Genomic DNA, 15,957 nt, shown 5'->3' with positions numbered 1-15,957 from the left:
GGGAACTCATCCGAGCAGTTTTACACTTACAAATATTATGGACTAAGCACACAACGACAAACGCTGATGTGACGGGCTTCTCAGAATCCCGACAGGGCCGACTGTCAAGAAAACTTTCCGCTTATGTGATCTGTCACACGCTTCTGCACTGGCAGTGACTTTCGAAAAAGTGGGGTGGGCCGGTAATTCCAGCTTTTGCTACGCTAACGGGTAAAGCGTGATTTGCACATTCCATCAATTTTAACCAGGTGTGAGAAAACCATGAACCTTGATGATAATGATCTCTTTCGGGATGCCATGGGCGATGTCACGCCGTTAAAAGACACCACCACAACCTTATGGCTTAAAGCACCCTCAACGAAGGCGCCACGAAAACCGCCAGGTGAATCGGAGGAGGAAAATTTCCTGACCCGGGGCGATCTGGAGATCGTTCCACTCAATACCCCGCTGGAATACAAAGCCGACGGCATTCAGCAGGGTATTCTGTATAAACTGCGCAGAGGAGAGTATCAGCTGGATGCCAGCCTCAATCTGTTGCGGCAACCGGTCGAAACCTGTCGTCAGGCGCTCTTTAACTTTATGATGCAGGCGCACAAACAGGGATTGCGCAATCTGCTGATCATCCACGGTAAAGGTCGTGATGAAGAATCTCATGCCAACATTGTGCGCAGCTATCTGGCGCGCTGGCTAAAGCAGTTTGATGACGTACAGACCTTTTGCGTGGCCCAGACCCGGCATGGCGGGGCCGGGGCGCTTTATGTCGGATTGCGCAAAACCGATAAAGCCCGGCTTGAAAACCGCGAGCGGCATGCGAAACGCAGCCGCTAACTGTGAAACTTACGGATGGTGGACATCAGCACTTCAGCACTCAGGCTCAGTTCTGCGCCGGTGCGGGTAATGATGCCCACCGGTTCGCCCGGCCCGGAAGAGGCGATCGGCAGCGCACAAACCGCGTTGTGGCTCAGATCCTCTTTAATCGCCCCGGAAGGGACGAACCAGATGTAGTCGTAGCGAAGAGCCAGCTGGCGTGCCAGTGAAGTCGAAGAGGTCTCAATGCAGTGAGGCGGAAGGGTGCAGCCCTGTTCATCCAGCATCTGCTGGGCAATCCGGCGCGGAGCTGTGCCCTCGGGCGATATCACCACCGGCCACTGCATAGCACGCGAAAGCGTGACGTTGTCACTTAAAAGCGGGTGTTCCGGCCTGACCACCAGCTTGAGCGATTCCAGAAATAGCAATTCATAGGTCAGCCCGGTCATCATGGCGCTGTCCGCCATCCGGCCAATGCCGATGTCGAACTCACCGCCGCGCAAGCCCGCCAGCAGCACATTATTGTGAAGTGTCGCCACCTGAATGGTGGTGTTGGGCTGCAATTGATGAAAACGATCCAGGATGCGTGGCAGCATCCCCATCGCAGCAGTGGTCAATGCCCCCAGCCGGATAATCACCGGCGCATCGCCCGGCTGCTCATTAAAACTTTGTCCGGCATGGTTCAGTGCGTCGAGTACCCGTACCGCATGGGTCAAAAACTGCTCTCCCATGGTGGTCAGCTGCGCGCCCAGCCGGCCACGTTCAAACAGACGAACGCCAGTCAGCTCCTCCAGCTCATTCAGGGTCTTGGAGAGGGCAGGCTGGCTGAGGCTAAGCGTCTCTGCCGCCCGGCCCAGTGTGCCTTGCTGCGCAACCGCAACAAAGGTATGTAGATGGCGCAAGCGAATGCGCTGATTGAAAAGGATATTTTTTTCCATATCCTAAACTTAATGAGAATGACCGGCTTCAGGCAACTGTTTAAAATGAATTCTGTTAACTTAGCTGCAAATTTATTTTAACAAACGAGTCGAAATGACCGCGTTACCCTTTAACTCTCTGATAAAAAAGCGCTCAGCCGGGTATGCCGCTGAAATACGCCATCCTCTGACTACGGTATATCAATAACTTAACAGCTTAAAGTTGAATAATTCTCAATATCATATAAAAATCTGACCGCTTAAGGTTAACGATCGGCTATCATTAGCGCCGTTTTTTTTACTTAAACTGATGTCAGATTTCGTTACTCCAGAGGAGTGTTCATTGACCAGCGTCGAGGCGGTAGATGTCCGCCAGCTTATCAACCAGCAGGGGCTGAGCCACTGGCAAAAGCGGCTCATTGCGCTCTGTTTTATCGTGGTGGCACTCGATGGCATGGACATTGCGATCATGGGATTTATTGCGCCGACACTGAAAGCCGCGTGGGGGGTGAGCAATCATCAGCTCGGGGTCGTCATCAGCGCAGCGTTAATCGGGCTGGCGCTGGGTGCCATGGTGGCAGGGCCGCTGGCTGACCGCTATGGCCGTCGCATGATGATTATCCTCAGCGTCTTCTTTTTCGGTCTCTGGACGCTGGCAACGGCGCTGTCACAGAACATTGAGCAGATGATGCTGTTCCGTTTCCTGACGGGGCTGGGGCTGGGTGCGGCGATGCCCAACATCGGCACGCTGGTGGCGGAATATGCACCTGAGCGGCGGCGGGCTTTTATCATCACGGTGGTGTTCTGCGGCTTTACCTTTGGTGCCGCCAGCGGGGGATTTGCTGCCTCCTGGCTGCTACCGCGCTATGACTGGCACTCCGTGCTGCTGCTGGGCGGTATTCTGCCGCTGCTGGTGTTGCCATTACTGATCCGCGGCCTGCCGGAGTCGGTGCGATTTCTTATCAGCCGTGGCGCACCGGCTGCCCGCATTCACGCCATCCTCGACCGGATGATGCCGGGCAAAACCGCGCCCGACTGTGCGTTTCACGCGCCTGAGGCCACCGTGCCGGTGAGCGGCGCGATAGGCACCGTACTTTCACGCCGCTATCTGTTTGGCAGCACCATGCTGTGGGGCGGCTACTTTATGGGGCTGTTCATGGTTTACCTGATTGGCAGCTGGCTGCCGTCGCTGGTCAACACCCTGGGCATGTCAGTGACCGAAGCGGCGATTATCACCGCGATGTATCAGGCGGGCGGGACGCTGGGCTCCCTGTTTGCGGGCTGGATGATGGATCGCTTCAACGCTAACCTGGCCCTGGCGGCGATCTACGGCTGCGGCGGGCTGTTTATTGTGGCACTGGGCTTTTCACCCGCGGAAGTGGGTATGATGAGTGCGATCGCCTTTTGCAGTGGCTTCTGTTTCAACGGGGCCAATACTGGTATGAATGCCTTATCCGCCAGCTATTATCCTACCCACGCCCGCGCTACCGGTTCCAGCTGGATGCATGGAGTGGGCCGCATCGGCGCGATTTTAAGCGCCTTCGTTGGCGCAGAGATGATGTCTCTTGGATGGTCTTTCAGCGTTATCTTTCTGCTGCTGGCAATACCGGCTGTGATCACCACCCTGATGCTGCTGTTAAAAAACCGCTACGGCTTTAAGCCGATCACAGATTCGTGATTTTTTCCGCTGAGGCCAGCGTGTTGCATTACATTAGCAGCAACGCTAACGGTGTCAGGTGGATAACATGGACAACTTTCTCAGTGCGGATCTCATCCGCACCCGTTTCTCTCAGGCGATGTCAGCTATGTATCAGCAGGAAGTGCCGCAATATGGCACGCTGATGCAACTGGTGGCGACCGTCAACGACCGCGCGCTGGAAGCGGATATCGCGCTGAAAGATCGTCTCACCGCAGCCGATGAGATCGACCGACTCAACCTGGAGCGTCACGGTGCGATCCGTGTGGGCACGGCAGACGAATTAGCCACACTGCGGCAGCTGTTTGCGGTGATGGGAATGCACCCGGTTGGCTATTACGATCTCTCTCAGGCTGGTGTGCCGGTGCACTCCACGGCGTTCCGGCCGGTCACCGATGCGGCGCTGCGGCGCAATCCCTTTCGGGTCTTTACCTCGCTGTTACGCCCTGAACTAATCGACGACCACGCGCTGCGTGAAAAAGCGGCGGAGATTCTTGCCGCGCGCGACATTTTCACCCCCCGTTGCCGGGCGCTTCTGGAACTGCATCAGCAGCAGGGCGGATTAACCGACGAGCAGGCCACTGAGTTTGTTACCGAAGCACTGGAAACCTTCCGCTGGCATGCCCATAGCAGCGTGGACAGTCAGACCTATCAGGCGCTGAACCAGCAGCATCGGCTGATCGCTGACGTGGTCTGCTTTCCCGGCTGCCACATCAACCATCTCACGCCGCGCACGCTCGATATTGACCGCGTACAGCAACTGATGCCGTCGCGCGGTATCGATCCGAAAACCCTAATCGAGGGACCACCGCGTCGCCAGGTGCCGATCCTGTTACGTCAGACCAGCTTCAAAGCGCTGGAAGAGCCGATCATCTTTCAGGATGGGCATCAGGGAACTCATACTGCACGCTTCGGTGAAATTGAGCAGCGCGGCGTGGCGCTGACGCCTCAGGGCCGTGCGCTCTACGATCGGCTGCTCAGCGAGGCGGGCAGCGGTCAGGATAATCAGCAGCATCAGCAACATCTGGCGGCGATTTTCCGTGAATTCCCCGACGACGAAACCACGCTGCGCCAGCAGGAGCTGGCCTGGTTCCATTATCGCCTGAGTGAAAAGGGCATCGCGACGCCGCCGGCTCAGGGTGAATCGCTGGAGACTCTCATCGAAGAAGGTCGTGTGCTGGCAGACCCTATCATCTATGAAGATTTTCTGCCCGTCAGCGCGGCGGGCATTTTTCAGTCCAACCTCGGCGATCGGACGCAGGTTCGTTCGGCGGGACAGGCGAGCCGCCAGGCATTTGAAGCCGCGCTGGGCGCTGTCGTGCTGGATGAGATGGCGCTATACGAAGAGCGGCAGCAGCGCTCGCTGGCGCAGTGCGGCTTACGGCCAGACTGACGCCTCTGCAGGCAACAGGCGCGTTGCCCGCAACGCTTTCTCCGCACCCGCCCTGCTAAGGCCAGTGGACCTGAAGTGGGGCAACGCGGGTAATATGCTGACAGGACTGGGGAAAAACAACGCTTTACCGCTCAGCGCAGGTTTACCCGCGTGAGTATCTTAATCTATTAGCAGACTGACTGATTAATAGCAGCACAACCGCACGTGATAACAGAGCAACGACGCGCCACTCCGGCGCTGGCAGCGTCATTGACCAATTGCGAAAAGATTAACAACGTTGAATCATAACCGTAACTGACTCTCTGAACCTGTTGATGAGCATGTTCACGCCTGCCCCTCACGCTTCGGCATATTCTGCAAATCCCTTCCGTACCTGGACAATGCTGGCGGGCCTGCAAATAATGGAGGGACGTTTGAACAGGGAAACAGGAATGAAAAACGAAACAGGTCTGAGGATCATGACTGCTGAGGGGGAGTTACGTGGATGCATGGACGATGACCTTTTCGTATTCAAAGGCATACCTTATGCGGCGGCACCGCTTGGCGCACTGCGCTGGCGTCCTCCACAGCCGGTTACGCCCTGGCAGCAGGTGCGCGACGCCACCGCGTTTGGGGCTTCCGGCTGGCAAAATCGCACTTACTGCCAGGCCGTGGGCGGTGGCGATCCGGGTGAGTTCAGCGAAGATTGCCTCTACCTTAATGTCTGGACGCCCGATGTCGCGCCCGTGAAACCCCTGCCGGTAATGGTATGGCTGCACGGTGGTGGCTACACCATTGGTGCTGGCGGGCTGGCACCTTACAACGGCAAGCCGATGGCTTCACGCGGCGCGGTGGTGGTGACGCTCAACTACCGGCTAGGCCATCTCGGTTTCTTCTCTCATCCGGCCCTGGATGCTGAATATCCTGTTGCCAGCACGGTGAACAATTTTGGCCTGCTGGATCAGATTGCCGCACTGCAGTGGGTGCAGCGCAACATCCCTGCCTTTGGCGGCGACCGCCGCAATGTGACACTTTTCGGTGAATCCTCAGGCGCACGCAGCGTACTGTCACTTTGCTGTTCGCCGCTGGCCGAAGGGCTGTTTCATAAAGGGATCGTGCAGAGCGCCTACAGCCTGCCTGACACGCCGCTGAAAAAAGCGCGTCAGCAGGGTATGGCGGTGGCCCGCCATTTCGGTCTGCCGCCCGATGCCAGCGCTGATGACCTGCGCGCACTGCCTGCCGATGCCTTCTGGTCGCTGGAAGGGCCGCTGGCGATTCCGCCGGTGCCGATTGCGGGTGATGCTGTTCTGCCTGAGCCGATGCTGAAAACCTTTATGGCTGCAAAACAGCACCGTCTGCCGCTGATGGCGGGCAGCAACAGCGATGAAGCCAGCGTGCTGGAATATTTTGGCGTGGATGCCACCGCGGTGTTGCATCAGTTACGCGATAAAAATCGTCTCACTTACCGGACGCTTAAATGGATGTATGACATTCATGACGATCAGCGGCTGGGACGTGCCGTGGCGCGCGATATGGCATTCAGCCTGGTGCCGTGGCTGGTGATGCGGGCGCAGCACAATGCCGGAATGCCAGGCTGGCGCTACTGGTTTGATTATGTCTCTGAACATGCCCGTGACCTCTATCCGCACGGCACCTGGCACGGCAACGAAGTGCCTTATGTGCTGAACACGCTGAGTCAGATGCCGGATCCCAACGAAGAACGACCCTTCAGTGAGGCCGATCGGGCGTTTGCGGCACGGGTCAGCGAATACTGGTTTACCTTTGCCCGTGATGCTACGGAATATAAGCATCAGCTGGAGGGGGAAGTCGTGTGGCCAGCCTGGCACCCAGGCTCTGACGTGACAATGTCACTCGGTGATAATCGGAAGAGCGGGCTGGTTCTGAAGCGGAACTTTATGCGCGCCCGTATGCGGCTTTTCCGGCTATTAATGACTCGTATGGTCAGGCTTTAAGCGGCGGCTCATGGTTAGCCTGCTAACCATCAAATTGCGCGAATGGAATTAATCTGCTTTTTAAAGGTTAACCTGCTGAATAAAAGGGCTATAAAGTGAAATTTGCCTTAGGGACGCTGTAAAATATTAGGTAACAAAACAGTTACATCTTCACAATTGCATGCCGATAAACCTCCTATGCCCGACGCTTGCGGGTCAACGTGTATAGGATTTTGGTATGGGAATGCTCAAAAATTTTACCATTCGCGCAGTGATGCTCTCTATTCTGGGACTGTTTTGTTTACTGTGGAGCGGCGTCGGGCTGTATAGCATTCACTCTCTTGGCGCGCTCAGCGAAGGGAATGATGTGGACCGTCATCTGGTTGAGCAAATGACGGTGCTGAGCAAAGGCAACGATCAATATTTTCGTGTCATCACGCGCTTATCCCGCGTGATGGAAAGCAAAGCCGCAGGTCAGACCCTGAACGATGAGGCTTATGCTCCGGTGCAGCAGGCGCTGGACAGCATGACCCAGCAACTGGCGCGCTTTAAACAACTGGCACCCGGCCCGATGAACCCGGACGTAGTGGATGGGGTGATTCAGAGCTGGCAAAAGCTGCTGGATGCGGGCGTCACGCCACAGTTGCAGCTGGCCCGTCAGGCCTCGCCTGATGCTTATCGTCAGCAGGCAAATAACGTTACGCCGCCACTCAGTCGTGCCTTTGGCATCAGCGCAGAGAAATTCAGCCAGGGCGCAGCTGAAAAGCTGGATGCAACCCGGGTTGAAGTGGATCACCTCACCGCGATGACCAAAACGATTATTACCATCACGGTAATTATCGGCCTGTTTATTCTGCTGTTTACCGACCGCTATCTGGTGGCGATGCTGGTCCGTCCGCTGGAAAGTATCCGTACCCACTTCGCGGTCATTGCCACGGGCGACCTGAGTCAGCCGGTATCCGATTTCGGACGCAACTGCGTCGGTAAACTGGTGCCGCTGCTGAGCGCCATGCAGGATAGCCTGCGTGAAGCGGTCAGCGCCATTCGCAGCGGCACTGAGAATATCTCGCGCGGTGCCGCAGAGATTTCTGCCGGTAACAACGACCTCTCTTCACGTACCGAAGAGCAGGCCGCTGCGCTCGAACAGACTGCGGCCAGCATGGAGCAGTTGACGGCCACGGTAAAATTCAACGCCGATAATGCCCGCCAGGCCAGCCTGCTGGCAGAAACCGCCACCACCACGGCACAACGTGGCGGTCAGCTGGTCAGTGAAGTCGTCAGCACTATGGATGGCATCTCAGGCAGCTCGAAGAAAATCGCTGAAATCACTAACGTGATCAACGGCATCGCTTTCCAGACCAATATTCTGGCGCTGAACGCCGCCGTCGAAGCGGCACGTGCTGGCGAACAGGGGCGGGGTTTTGCGGTCGTTGCCTCTGAAGTGCGTAACCTTGCACAGCGCAGCGCCAATGCCGCGAAAGAGATTGCGACGCTGATTGAAGATTCGGTTCAGCGTGTAGGTAAAGGCGCCGAGCTGGTCAGCACCACCGGCGGCACCATGAACAATATTCTGAAATCGGTGCAGGATGTTGATGCGATCATGAAACAGATTGCTTCCGCCTCAGAAGAGCAGAGCAAAGGCATCTCTCAGGTGGGTGCTGCGGTAACCGAAATGGATAGCGTGACCCAGCAGAACGCCTCACTGGTTGAAGAGGTTTCTGCCGCGGCGAGCGCACTGGCATTGCAGACGGAAGCGCTGCAGGCTTCTGTGTCGAAGTTCCGTCTCTCCAGCAACCGCCAGACCGCACCGGTCATCACGAATAAACCTGCCGCGCCGAAAGCAACCGTGCTGAATGCGCCTCAGGCTAAACCGGCGGATAACGGCGACTGGGTCACCTTCTGATCCCTGCACAGCCACGCCACCAGCTCCGCCAGGAACGGTGGCGCATCCTGCGCGGGCCGTTGCAGTAAACTGTAAACCGCACCGGTTTTTGCCTCGCCAGCGAACGGCTTAATCAGCCTGCCGCTGGCTATATCACTCTCCACCAGATTGCTGTCGGCCATCGCCACACCAAACCCCTGAATCGCTGCACTGATCGCTAAGTCCATGGTGGCAAAATGCTGGTTCCGCTTCATGTTCAGTGTCACCTGCTGCGCCTGCAGCCAGCACTGCCAGTCACGCGTATCTGCCGTCGGATGCAAAAAGGTCATTGTGGCCAGTGCCGCCGGGGAGTCCGGGCGGGGTTGATCGGCTGCCATCACTGGCGTCAGCGACTCACTGAACAGGCAAATTCCGTCAGGGTGCGGCTTACCATAGACAATCGCCACATCGAAGTTCTCCAGCTGCGCGGCATGATCCAGCGTGGTGGTCAGGGCCACATGCAGTTCAGGACGATGATGCTCCAGCGCCATCAGCCGGGGCACCAGCCAGCGCATCGCACAGGTTGGCGCTTTCAGGCGAATGCTGACCTGACTACGGCGGACCTTCTCGCTGGCCTGAACCATCAGCTCAAAACCCTGCTGTAAGTCGGGCAGCAGCGCCGCGCCCTGAGGGGTCAGGCGCAGACCGCGCGCGTGGCGGTCAAACAGCGTCACGCCCAGCCACTGCTCCAGGGCGGCAATCTTACGACTGACGGCGCCCTGCGTCAGGCACAGCTCGCGGGCAGCGTGAGTCAGATTGAGATGTCGGGCGGTCACCAGAAAGGCGTGAATGCTATTAAGCGGCAGCGATAAGCGTGACACGGTGAACCTCAGCTATGCATTTTTGTCATGGCTATTATGACGACATTTCGCTTGCCGACTCAAGTCGCAGCCCGTTGAATAGCTATTTACCGCATCTGAGCGGTTATGCCCCTGACGGAGAGAGTATGTCCCTGAAAACGCCTGTCGCTATCCACTCAAAATTGCCGGACGTCGGCACCACTATTTTCAGCGTGATTGGCCAGCTTTCGGCGCAGCATCAGGCGATTAACCTGTCGCAGGGCGCGCCCAATTTCCCCTGTGATCCGGCGCTGGTCGACTCAGTCAGCCGCGCGATGCAGGAAGGACATAATCAGTATGCCGCCATGATGGGCTTGCCCGCCTTACGCGACGCGCTTGCCAGCAAAGTGCAGGCGCTCTATGGACAACAATATGATGCCGCCAGTGAAGTGCTGATCACCGGCAGCGCCAGCCAGGGGCTCTATATGGCGATTACCGCGCTGGTTCATCAGGGCGATGAGGTGATCTTCTTTGAACCGGCGTTTGACAGCTACGCGCCGGTGGTGCGGTTGCAGGGCGGTAAACCGATTGGCCTGAAGTTGCAGGTGCCGTCATTTGCTATCGACTGGGATCAGTTGCGGGCAGCAATCACGCCGCGCACCCGGATGATCATTATTAATACGCCGCATAACCCCAGCGCGCAGGTGCTGACCCCCTACGACCTGAATCAGCTGGCAGCCTTAATCCGCAACACCGATATCGTGGTGCTCTCCGATGAGGTTTACGAGCATATTCTGTTTGATGGGCGACCGCATTGTGGGATGGCGACGCATCCGGAGCTGGCAGCCCGCAGCGTCATTGTCTCTTCGTTTGGCAAAACCTTCCACGTCACCGGCTGGCGGGTAGGCTACTGTCTGGCACCGGCAGAGCTGATGACTGAGCTGGTGAAAGTGCATCAGTTTATGATGTACGCCGCCGATACACCGATGCAGGTCGGTTTCGCACACTATCTGCAGACGCCAGAGAACTATCTGTCGCTCAGTGCCTTCTATCAGCAGAAGCGCGATCGGCTGATTGCCCTGATGCAGAACTCCCCGTTCCGGCTGCTGCCGAGTGCTGGTTCGTTCTTTATGCTCGCCAGCTATGGACATTTCAGTGACGAACCGGACAGTGAAATGGTAAAACGTCTTATCGTCGATCACGGTGTGGCGACCATACCGCTGTCGGCGTTTTATATGGATGGCACAGATAACAAACTGATTCGGCTCTCTTTTGCTAAAGACGAGGCGACACTTGAGGCTGGCGCGGCTGCGCTATGTGCTTTTTCTCACTGATTCACGCCACCGCGTGAGGCAGCTCGGGGAACAGGTAACCAGGACTTTTCGGGGTAAATAACATAATGAAGAAACTGAACGCGCTTTTTCTCGCTCTGGGCATGATGACATCGGTACAGGCACTGGCACAGGATTTACGCTACGGCGTGGAGTCACAATATCCGCCTTTTGAAAGCCGCAATGCTAAAGGGGAACTGGAAGGCTTTGATATCGAGCTGGGCAATGCCATCTGTAAGGCGGGCAACTTCAGCTGCCACTGGGTTGAGAGCAGCTTTGATGCGCTGATCCCGGCACTGCAGGCGAAAAAGTTCGACGCCATTAACTCGGCGATGAACATCACCGAAGCGCGCGCCAGAAGCATTGCGTTTACGCAGCCGATCTACCGTATTCCGACCATGTTAGTGGCGAAGACCGGTGAAAATCTGGCACCGACCGCCGAAGGTCTGAAGGGCAAGAACATCGGTGTATTACAGGGATCCATCCAGGAAACCTATGCGAAGAAGCACTGGGAGCCGCAGGGTGTGACCGTGACCTCGTATCAGGATCAAAACCAGGTTTACAACGACATGGTCGCGGGCCGTCTGGATGGCACACTGGTGATGTCCGCTGCCGGTCAGTCTGGCTTCCTCGATAAACCGCAGGGCAAAGGCTTTGGTTTTGTTGGCAAGCCAGTCGAAGATGACGCGATTCTTGGTTCAGGCATCGGCTACGGCCTGCGCAAAGATGATGCGCAGCTGAAGCAGTCACTGGATGCGGCGATTGCTAAAGTGCAGGGTGATGGCACCATCAAAAAGCTGGCTGAAAAATATTTCCCAGGCATTGATGTCAGCGCGAAGCCATAATGGCAATCGGGCGCGTTCTGCGCCCGATTCCTCCGCTTATTTTGCCGCCAGATAACAGAGTTTTTCCGCCACCTGATAGGACTTCACAAACGACGTTACCGGCAGAAATTCAAAGCGTGAATGGAAGTTGTGCGCGCCGGTAAAGAAGTTCGGCGTCAGCAGACCTTTGGCTGACAGTGCGGCACCGTCTGTACCGCCACGCATCGGAATCACCTTCGGCTCAATCTCCAGCGCGGCAAAAGCACTGAAGATCAGGTCAATCGCACGACGATCCTCGCCCAGGGCATTGCTGATATTGCTGTAAGTATCGCTGATACTCACGTTCACCTTGCCGGTGGGGTAACGCGCTGCGAGATCCTCTGCTGCCTGCTGCAACTGCTGCTTACGTGCCGCAAAGCTGGTCAGATCAAAATCACGGATTGAGGCCTTCAGCGTCGCCTTGCTGGCGTTGGCCTGAATCTCATTGAACCAGATATAGCCTTCACGGCCTTCGGTATGCTCCGGGGTCTGCTGCCGATCAAACAGGCTGATATAGTCATGCGCCATCAGCAGCGGATTGACCAGCACCCCTTTGCCCGACATCGGATGGGCGGGTACACCGGTAAACACAATTTCTGCAGCGGCAGCATTGAAGTTTTCATACACCACTTCGCCCAGTTCGCAGCAGTCGATGGTCCAGGCGAAATCAACATTAAAGCGCGTTTCCAGATCCAGCGCTTTCGCGCCGCGCAGCCCAATCTCTTCGTCCGGCACAAAGGCCACCACGATGTCGCCGTGGTCGCCGTTAAGGTTCTGCATCAGCGTCATCACCACGGTGACCGCCGCTTTGTTGTCCGCGCCCAGCACGCTGGTGCCGTCGCTGAAGATCACCTGCTGACCGACGTAGGGCACGATCTCCGGATGTTCATCGCGGCGCAGCCAGATATCCTGCTCTGCATTCAGACAGAGATCTTCGCCCTGCCAGGTGAGGATCTGCGGGTGGATATCGGGCGACAAACCGACATCAACGGTATCGATATGCGTAATAAACCCGATGCGCGGCGCGTCAGGCCGGTTGCCGCGTTTCACCGCCGTCACCGTGGCATGCTCATCAATCACCACCTCATCCAGCCCTGACGCGCGCAGCTCATCCGCCAGCAGTTCCGCCATGGCGTGCTGGCTCGGCGTGCTGGGCAGGGTGGTGGATTTGGCATCGCTCTGACTGCTGATGGCGAGGTAACGGAAAAAACGTTCTGTGAGCTGCGACTCAAGTTTGTCTGTCATCACTATTCCTTATTAGTCAGCCACCGGCGGGGTTCGTTATGGTGCCGAATCGTGCTATCAATGAAGCATCTGAATGATTCATTTAGATATTGTGATCACCGGAAGTCAATACAAAGCGAGGATAATAATGAAAATCAAGATAGCCACCTTAGCGCTTGTTACGGCTGGGATAGCGCTGGCTGGCAGCGTTAACGCCAAAACGCTGGTCTTCTGTTCTGAGGGATCGCCAGAGAACTTTAACCCGCAGCTCTATACCTCCGGGACCAGCGTTGACGCCAGTGCGGTGCCGGTTTTCAACCGGCTGGTGGACTTTACGCCTGGCACCACCAACCTGGTGCCCAGCCTGGCGGAACGCTGGGAAATCAGCCCGGATGGCACGGTTTACACCTTCCATCTGCGCAAGAATGTGAAGTTTCAGAGCAATAAAGCCTTCAAACCCAGCCGCGACTTCAACGCCGACGATGTGATCTTCTCGTTTATGCGCCAGATGGACCCTAAAAATCCCTACCACAATGTCTCTGGCGGCACTTATTCCAACTTCGAAAGCCTGGAACTCTCCACGCTGATTAAAAGTATCGACCGGGTTGATGACCACACCGTGCGTTTTACGCTGTCCCATCCGGAAGCGCCGTTCCTTGCCGATCTCGCCTGGTACTTCGCCTCGATCCACTCGGCGGAATATGCAGACGCGATGCTGAAAGCGGGGACGCCGGAGAAGGTCGATATGAACCCGATCGGCACCGGACCGTTTGAGCTGGTGCAGTATCAGAAAGATTCCCGCATTCTCTACAAAGCGTTCCCGGACTACTGGCAGGGCAAGGCGAAACTCGATCGGCTGGTGTTCAGCATCACGCCGGATGCCTCCGTGCGCTACGCCAAGCTGGAGAAGAACGAGTGTCAGGTGATGCCTTTCCCTAATCCCGCCGATCTTGAAAAGATGCGCGCTAACCCGGATATCACCCTGGAACAGAAGGCGGGTCTGAATACCGGCTTCCTGGCGTTTAACACTACTAAAGCGCCAACCGATAACGTCAAAGTGCGCCAGGCGCTGGCGATGGCGATCAACAAACCGGCGATCATTGATGCGATTTTTAAAGGCACCGGCACGGTTGCGAAAAATATCCTGCCACCGGGCGTCTGGAGCGCCGACAAAGATCTGAAAGATTACGACTACGATCCAGAGAAGGCCAAAGCCCTGTTGCAACAGGCGGGTGTGAAACCGGGTACCGAAATTGCGCTCTGGGCGATGCCGGTTCAGCGGCCTTACAACCCGAATGCGCGCCGCATGGCGGAGATGATTCAGTCGGACTGGGCTAAAGTGGGCATCAAAGCCAATATCGTCAGCTATGAGTGGGGCGAATACCTGAAACGCGTGCGCAGCGGCGAGCATCAGGCGGCACTGATGGGCTGGACCACCGCCACCGGCGATCCGGACAACTTTTTTGGCCCGCTTTACAGCTGTACCTCGGCACAGGGCGGTTCCAACTCCTCAAAATGGTGCTATCAGCCATTTGAGAAGTTAATCACCGAAGCCCGCGCCGAGCCGGATCAGGGCAAACGCACCGCGCTCTATCTGCAGGCACAGCAGATGATGCATGACCAGATGCCTGCGGTGATGATTGCGCACTCCACCATCTTTGAGCCGGTGCGCAAATCGGTCAGCGGCTATCAGGTCGATCCGTTCGGCAAACACATCTTCTATCAGGTTGATATTAAGCAGTAAACGGTAACAGCTATCAGCAGGGGCGCATACACATGTGGGCCTCTGCTGTCTGGCTCAGCTTAAAAAGAACTGACAGCAATAAATAAGTTCAATGCGAAGGGAACATGCCCCGAAGAGGAAAGCGTCCCGCCGCCCGGATAAAAACGCCGGGAGCGTTTTTGAACAACGCAAAGCGTTGGCCCGGCTACGGGCGCACCTCAGGGATGAAGTGCGTAATCGCGTGGGCCGAGCATGCCATGGAGGGCGGCTGTTGCGACTTTCCGATCGGGTCGTGTTCCCTAAGCCAGCACTATCTGACAGCCATCCAGCGCAGACTTTAACAACCAAACTCCTTTAAGCCTGTATCACTCATCCCATCCTCACCTGCTGATCCATCTCCGTCAGCCGCTGTTGCAAAAACTGCAGAAACAGCGTCAGCGCCGCATTCCGCTGGCGGCCGGACACCGTCTGAAGCTGCAACGTACGCTGACTCAGCTGATCCACCCCCATCGAACGCAACACCAGATTTTGCGTGTCGCGTTCAAACAACAGGGTAAACGCACTGCAAATGGTTACTGCCTGCGGGGTACGCAGCAAAAAGTGGTAGAGCGTAGCGAAATAGTCGCAGGTCAGCACCGGCTCGACCACGCAGTCGTTCATCTGACAGGAGAGGTCAAACAACTGCCGCACGGTAGTATGCTGACCTGGCAACGCCAGCGGCCAGCCATGCAGATCGGCCAGCGTCACCTGACGCGACGCCAGCGGATGCGACTGATGCATCGCCAGTAACACCGGCGCCGGCCAAGAGCCGAGCACCTCAACGCTGCGCTCCGGTTGCAGACTGAACTGCAGCGCAACATCGCATTCCCCAGCTCTGACGCATGCCGCCACGCCCTGCGAGTGCGTCACATTAAGCGCAAACAGCACGCCAGGGTTGGCCTGACGGAACTCCGCCAGCAGACCCGGCAGCAGACTGAACGCCATTCCGTCGGTACAGGCGATGCGGATCAGGCTGCGCCGTATTGCTTTCAGCCCCTTAATCTCCGCCAGCGCATATTCCATATCGAGCTGACTCTTGCGCACATGATGCGCGAATATTTCACCCGCTTCGTTCAATACCATGCCGCGTGCATGCCGCTCAAACAGCGGCACACCCACCTGCGTCTCCAGACGCTGAATCTGGCGACTAATCGCCGACACGGCCACAAAGAGTTGCTCGCTGGCGGCGCTGAGCGATCCGCACTGTACGACCGCCAGGAAATAGCGGATCTCACTGCTTAACATGGCCACTCCGGCAAAACGCATCATAAAAGGGCAGGCGTGGCTTGCTTTAAAAGCAAGGCTCACTCGATAAATTAATAATTGTGGCAAA

At 56.7% G+C, this 15,957-nt stretch carries 12 protein-coding genes; 8 read left to right on the top strand and 4 right to left on the bottom strand.

Features of this window, described 5'->3' with window-relative positions; genetic code table 11:
* Positions 1-261 precede the first annotated feature (261 nt).
* Positions 262-828, top strand: coding sequence for a DNA endonuclease SmrA (smrA, locus tag GVJ63_RS03895; RefSeq protein ID WP_159226450.1), 567 nt, complete (start codon positions 262-264; stop codon positions 826-828).
* Here smrA and GVJ63_RS03890 read toward each other — a convergent pair.
* Positions 825-1,745, bottom strand: coding sequence for a LysR substrate-binding domain-containing protein (locus GVJ63_RS03890; protein WP_010670205.1), 921 nt, complete (start codon positions 1,743-1,745; stop codon positions 825-827). The genes smrA and GVJ63_RS03890 overlap by 4 nt on opposite strands.
* A gap of 322 nt (positions 1,746-2,067) precedes the next feature.
* Between GVJ63_RS03890 and GVJ63_RS03885 the strand changes: the two genes are divergently transcribed.
* The 4 genes from GVJ63_RS03885 to GVJ63_RS03870 all read left to right on the top strand — a co-directional run bounded on the left by GVJ63_RS03885 (position 2,068) and on the right by GVJ63_RS03870 (position 8,647).
* A complete protein-coding gene (locus tag GVJ63_RS03885; protein ID WP_159226449.1) occupies positions 2,068-3,402 on the top strand; it encodes an aromatic acid/H+ symport family MFS transporter in 1,335 nt (444 codons plus the stop codon).
* A gap of 67 nt (positions 3,403-3,469) precedes the next feature.
* Positions 3,470-4,813 carry a VOC family protein gene (locus GVJ63_RS03880; protein WP_159226448.1) on the top strand — a complete coding sequence of 448 codons (1,344 nt, stop codon included), beginning with the start codon at positions 3,470-3,472 and terminating at the stop codon, positions 4,811-4,813.
* A 431-nt stretch (positions 4,814-5,244) separates the two neighbouring features.
* A complete protein-coding gene (locus GVJ63_RS03875; RefSeq protein WP_033787790.1) occupies positions 5,245-6,765 on the top strand; it encodes a carboxylesterase/lipase family protein in 1,521 nt (506 codons plus the stop codon).
* Positions 6,766-6,982: 217 nt separating this feature from the next.
* Entirely contained in the window at positions 6,983-8,647 is a 1,665-nt protein-coding gene (locus tag GVJ63_RS03870; RefSeq protein WP_010244706.1) for a methyl-accepting chemotaxis protein, read from the top strand.
* Here GVJ63_RS03870 and GVJ63_RS03865 read toward each other — a convergent pair.
* A complete protein-coding gene (locus GVJ63_RS03865) occupies positions 8,605-9,486 on the bottom strand; it encodes a LysR substrate-binding domain-containing protein (RefSeq protein ID WP_159226447.1) in 882 nt (293 codons plus the stop codon). The two genes, GVJ63_RS03870 and GVJ63_RS03865, sit on opposite strands and share 43 nt — an antisense overlap.
* A gap of 125 nt (positions 9,487-9,611) precedes the next feature.
* Here GVJ63_RS03865 and GVJ63_RS03860 point away from each other — a divergent pair, with 125 nt between their 5' ends.
* Both GVJ63_RS03860 and GVJ63_RS03855 read left to right on the top strand, forming a co-directional pair.
* Positions 9,612-10,778: a methionine aminotransferase gene (locus GVJ63_RS03860; RefSeq protein ID WP_159226446.1), complete on the top strand. Its 1,167-nt coding sequence runs from the start codon at positions 9,612-9,614 to the stop codon at positions 10,776-10,778.
* Positions 10,779-10,843: 65 nt separating this feature from the next.
* Positions 10,844-11,620 (top strand): transporter substrate-binding domain-containing protein, encoded by a 777-nt coding sequence (locus GVJ63_RS03855; protein WP_010670199.1) that lies wholly within the window; start codon positions 10,844-10,846, stop codon positions 11,618-11,620.
* A gap of 36 nt (positions 11,621-11,656) precedes the next feature.
* On the opposite strand, the gene pepT is transcribed toward GVJ63_RS03855, so the two are convergent.
* Positions 11,657-12,883 carry a peptidase T gene (pepT, locus tag GVJ63_RS03850; protein ID WP_159226445.1) on the bottom strand — a complete coding sequence of 409 codons (1,227 nt, stop codon included), beginning with the start codon at positions 12,881-12,883 and terminating at the stop codon, positions 11,657-11,659.
* Between the two features lie 127 nt (positions 12,884-13,010).
* On the opposite strand from pepT, the gene GVJ63_RS03845 reads away from it, so the two are divergent.
* Positions 13,011-14,606, top strand: coding sequence for an ABC transporter substrate-binding protein (locus GVJ63_RS03845; RefSeq protein WP_083067978.1), 1,596 nt, complete (start codon positions 13,011-13,013; stop codon positions 14,604-14,606).
* Positions 14,607-14,954: 348 nt separating this feature from the next.
* On the opposite strand, the gene GVJ63_RS03840 is transcribed toward GVJ63_RS03845, so the two are convergent.
* A complete protein-coding gene (locus GVJ63_RS03840; protein ID WP_010670195.1) occupies positions 14,955-15,869 on the bottom strand; it encodes a LysR family transcriptional regulator in 915 nt (304 codons plus the stop codon).
* Between the last annotated feature and the right edge of the window lie 88 nt (positions 15,870-15,957).

Origin of the sequence: Pantoea sp. 18059, assembly GCF_902706165.1 — a bacterium.
Taxonomy (GTDB): domain Bacteria; phylum Pseudomonadota; class Gammaproteobacteria; order Enterobacterales; family Enterobacteriaceae; genus Pantoea; species Pantoea agglomerans.
This window is presented reverse-complemented; position numbering and strand designations above follow the sequence as displayed.

What these genes read in the sequence shown, in the direction of transcription:
- GVJ63_RS03845 (WP_083067978.1), top strand. Translation starts at nt 13,011, where the DNA reads ATGAAAATCAAGATAGCCACCTTAGCGCTTGTTACGGCTGGGATAGCG.
- smrA (WP_159226450.1), top strand. Translation starts at nt 262, where the DNA reads ATGAACCTTGATGATAATGATCTCTTTCGGGATGCCATGGGCGATGTC.
- GVJ63_RS03860 (WP_159226446.1), top strand. Translation starts at nt 9,612, where the DNA reads ATGTCCCTGAAAACGCCTGTCGCTATCCACTCAAAATTGCCGGACGTC.
- GVJ63_RS03880 (WP_159226448.1), top strand. Translation starts at nt 3,470, where the DNA reads ATGGACAACTTTCTCAGTGCGGATCTCATCCGCACCCGTTTCTCTCAG.
- pepT (WP_159226445.1), bottom strand. Translation starts at nt 12,883, where the DNA reads ATGACAGACAAACTTGAGTCGCAGCTCACAGAACGTTTTTTCCGTTAC.
- GVJ63_RS03855 (WP_010670199.1), top strand. Translation starts at nt 10,844, where the DNA reads ATGAAGAAACTGAACGCGCTTTTTCTCGCTCTGGGCATGATGACATCG.
- GVJ63_RS03870 (WP_010244706.1), top strand. Translation starts at nt 6,983, where the DNA reads ATGGGAATGCTCAAAAATTTTACCATTCGCGCAGTGATGCTCTCTATT.
- GVJ63_RS03890 (WP_010670205.1), bottom strand. Translation starts at nt 1,745, where the DNA reads ATGGAAAAAAATATCCTTTTCAATCAGCGCATTCGCTTGCGCCATCTA.
- GVJ63_RS03840 (WP_010670195.1), bottom strand. Translation starts at nt 15,869, where the DNA reads ATGTTAAGCAGTGAGATCCGCTATTTCCTGGCGGTCGTACAGTGCGGA.
- GVJ63_RS03875 (WP_033787790.1), top strand. Translation starts at nt 5,245, where the DNA reads ATGAAAAACGAAACAGGTCTGAGGATCATGACTGCTGAGGGGGAGTTA.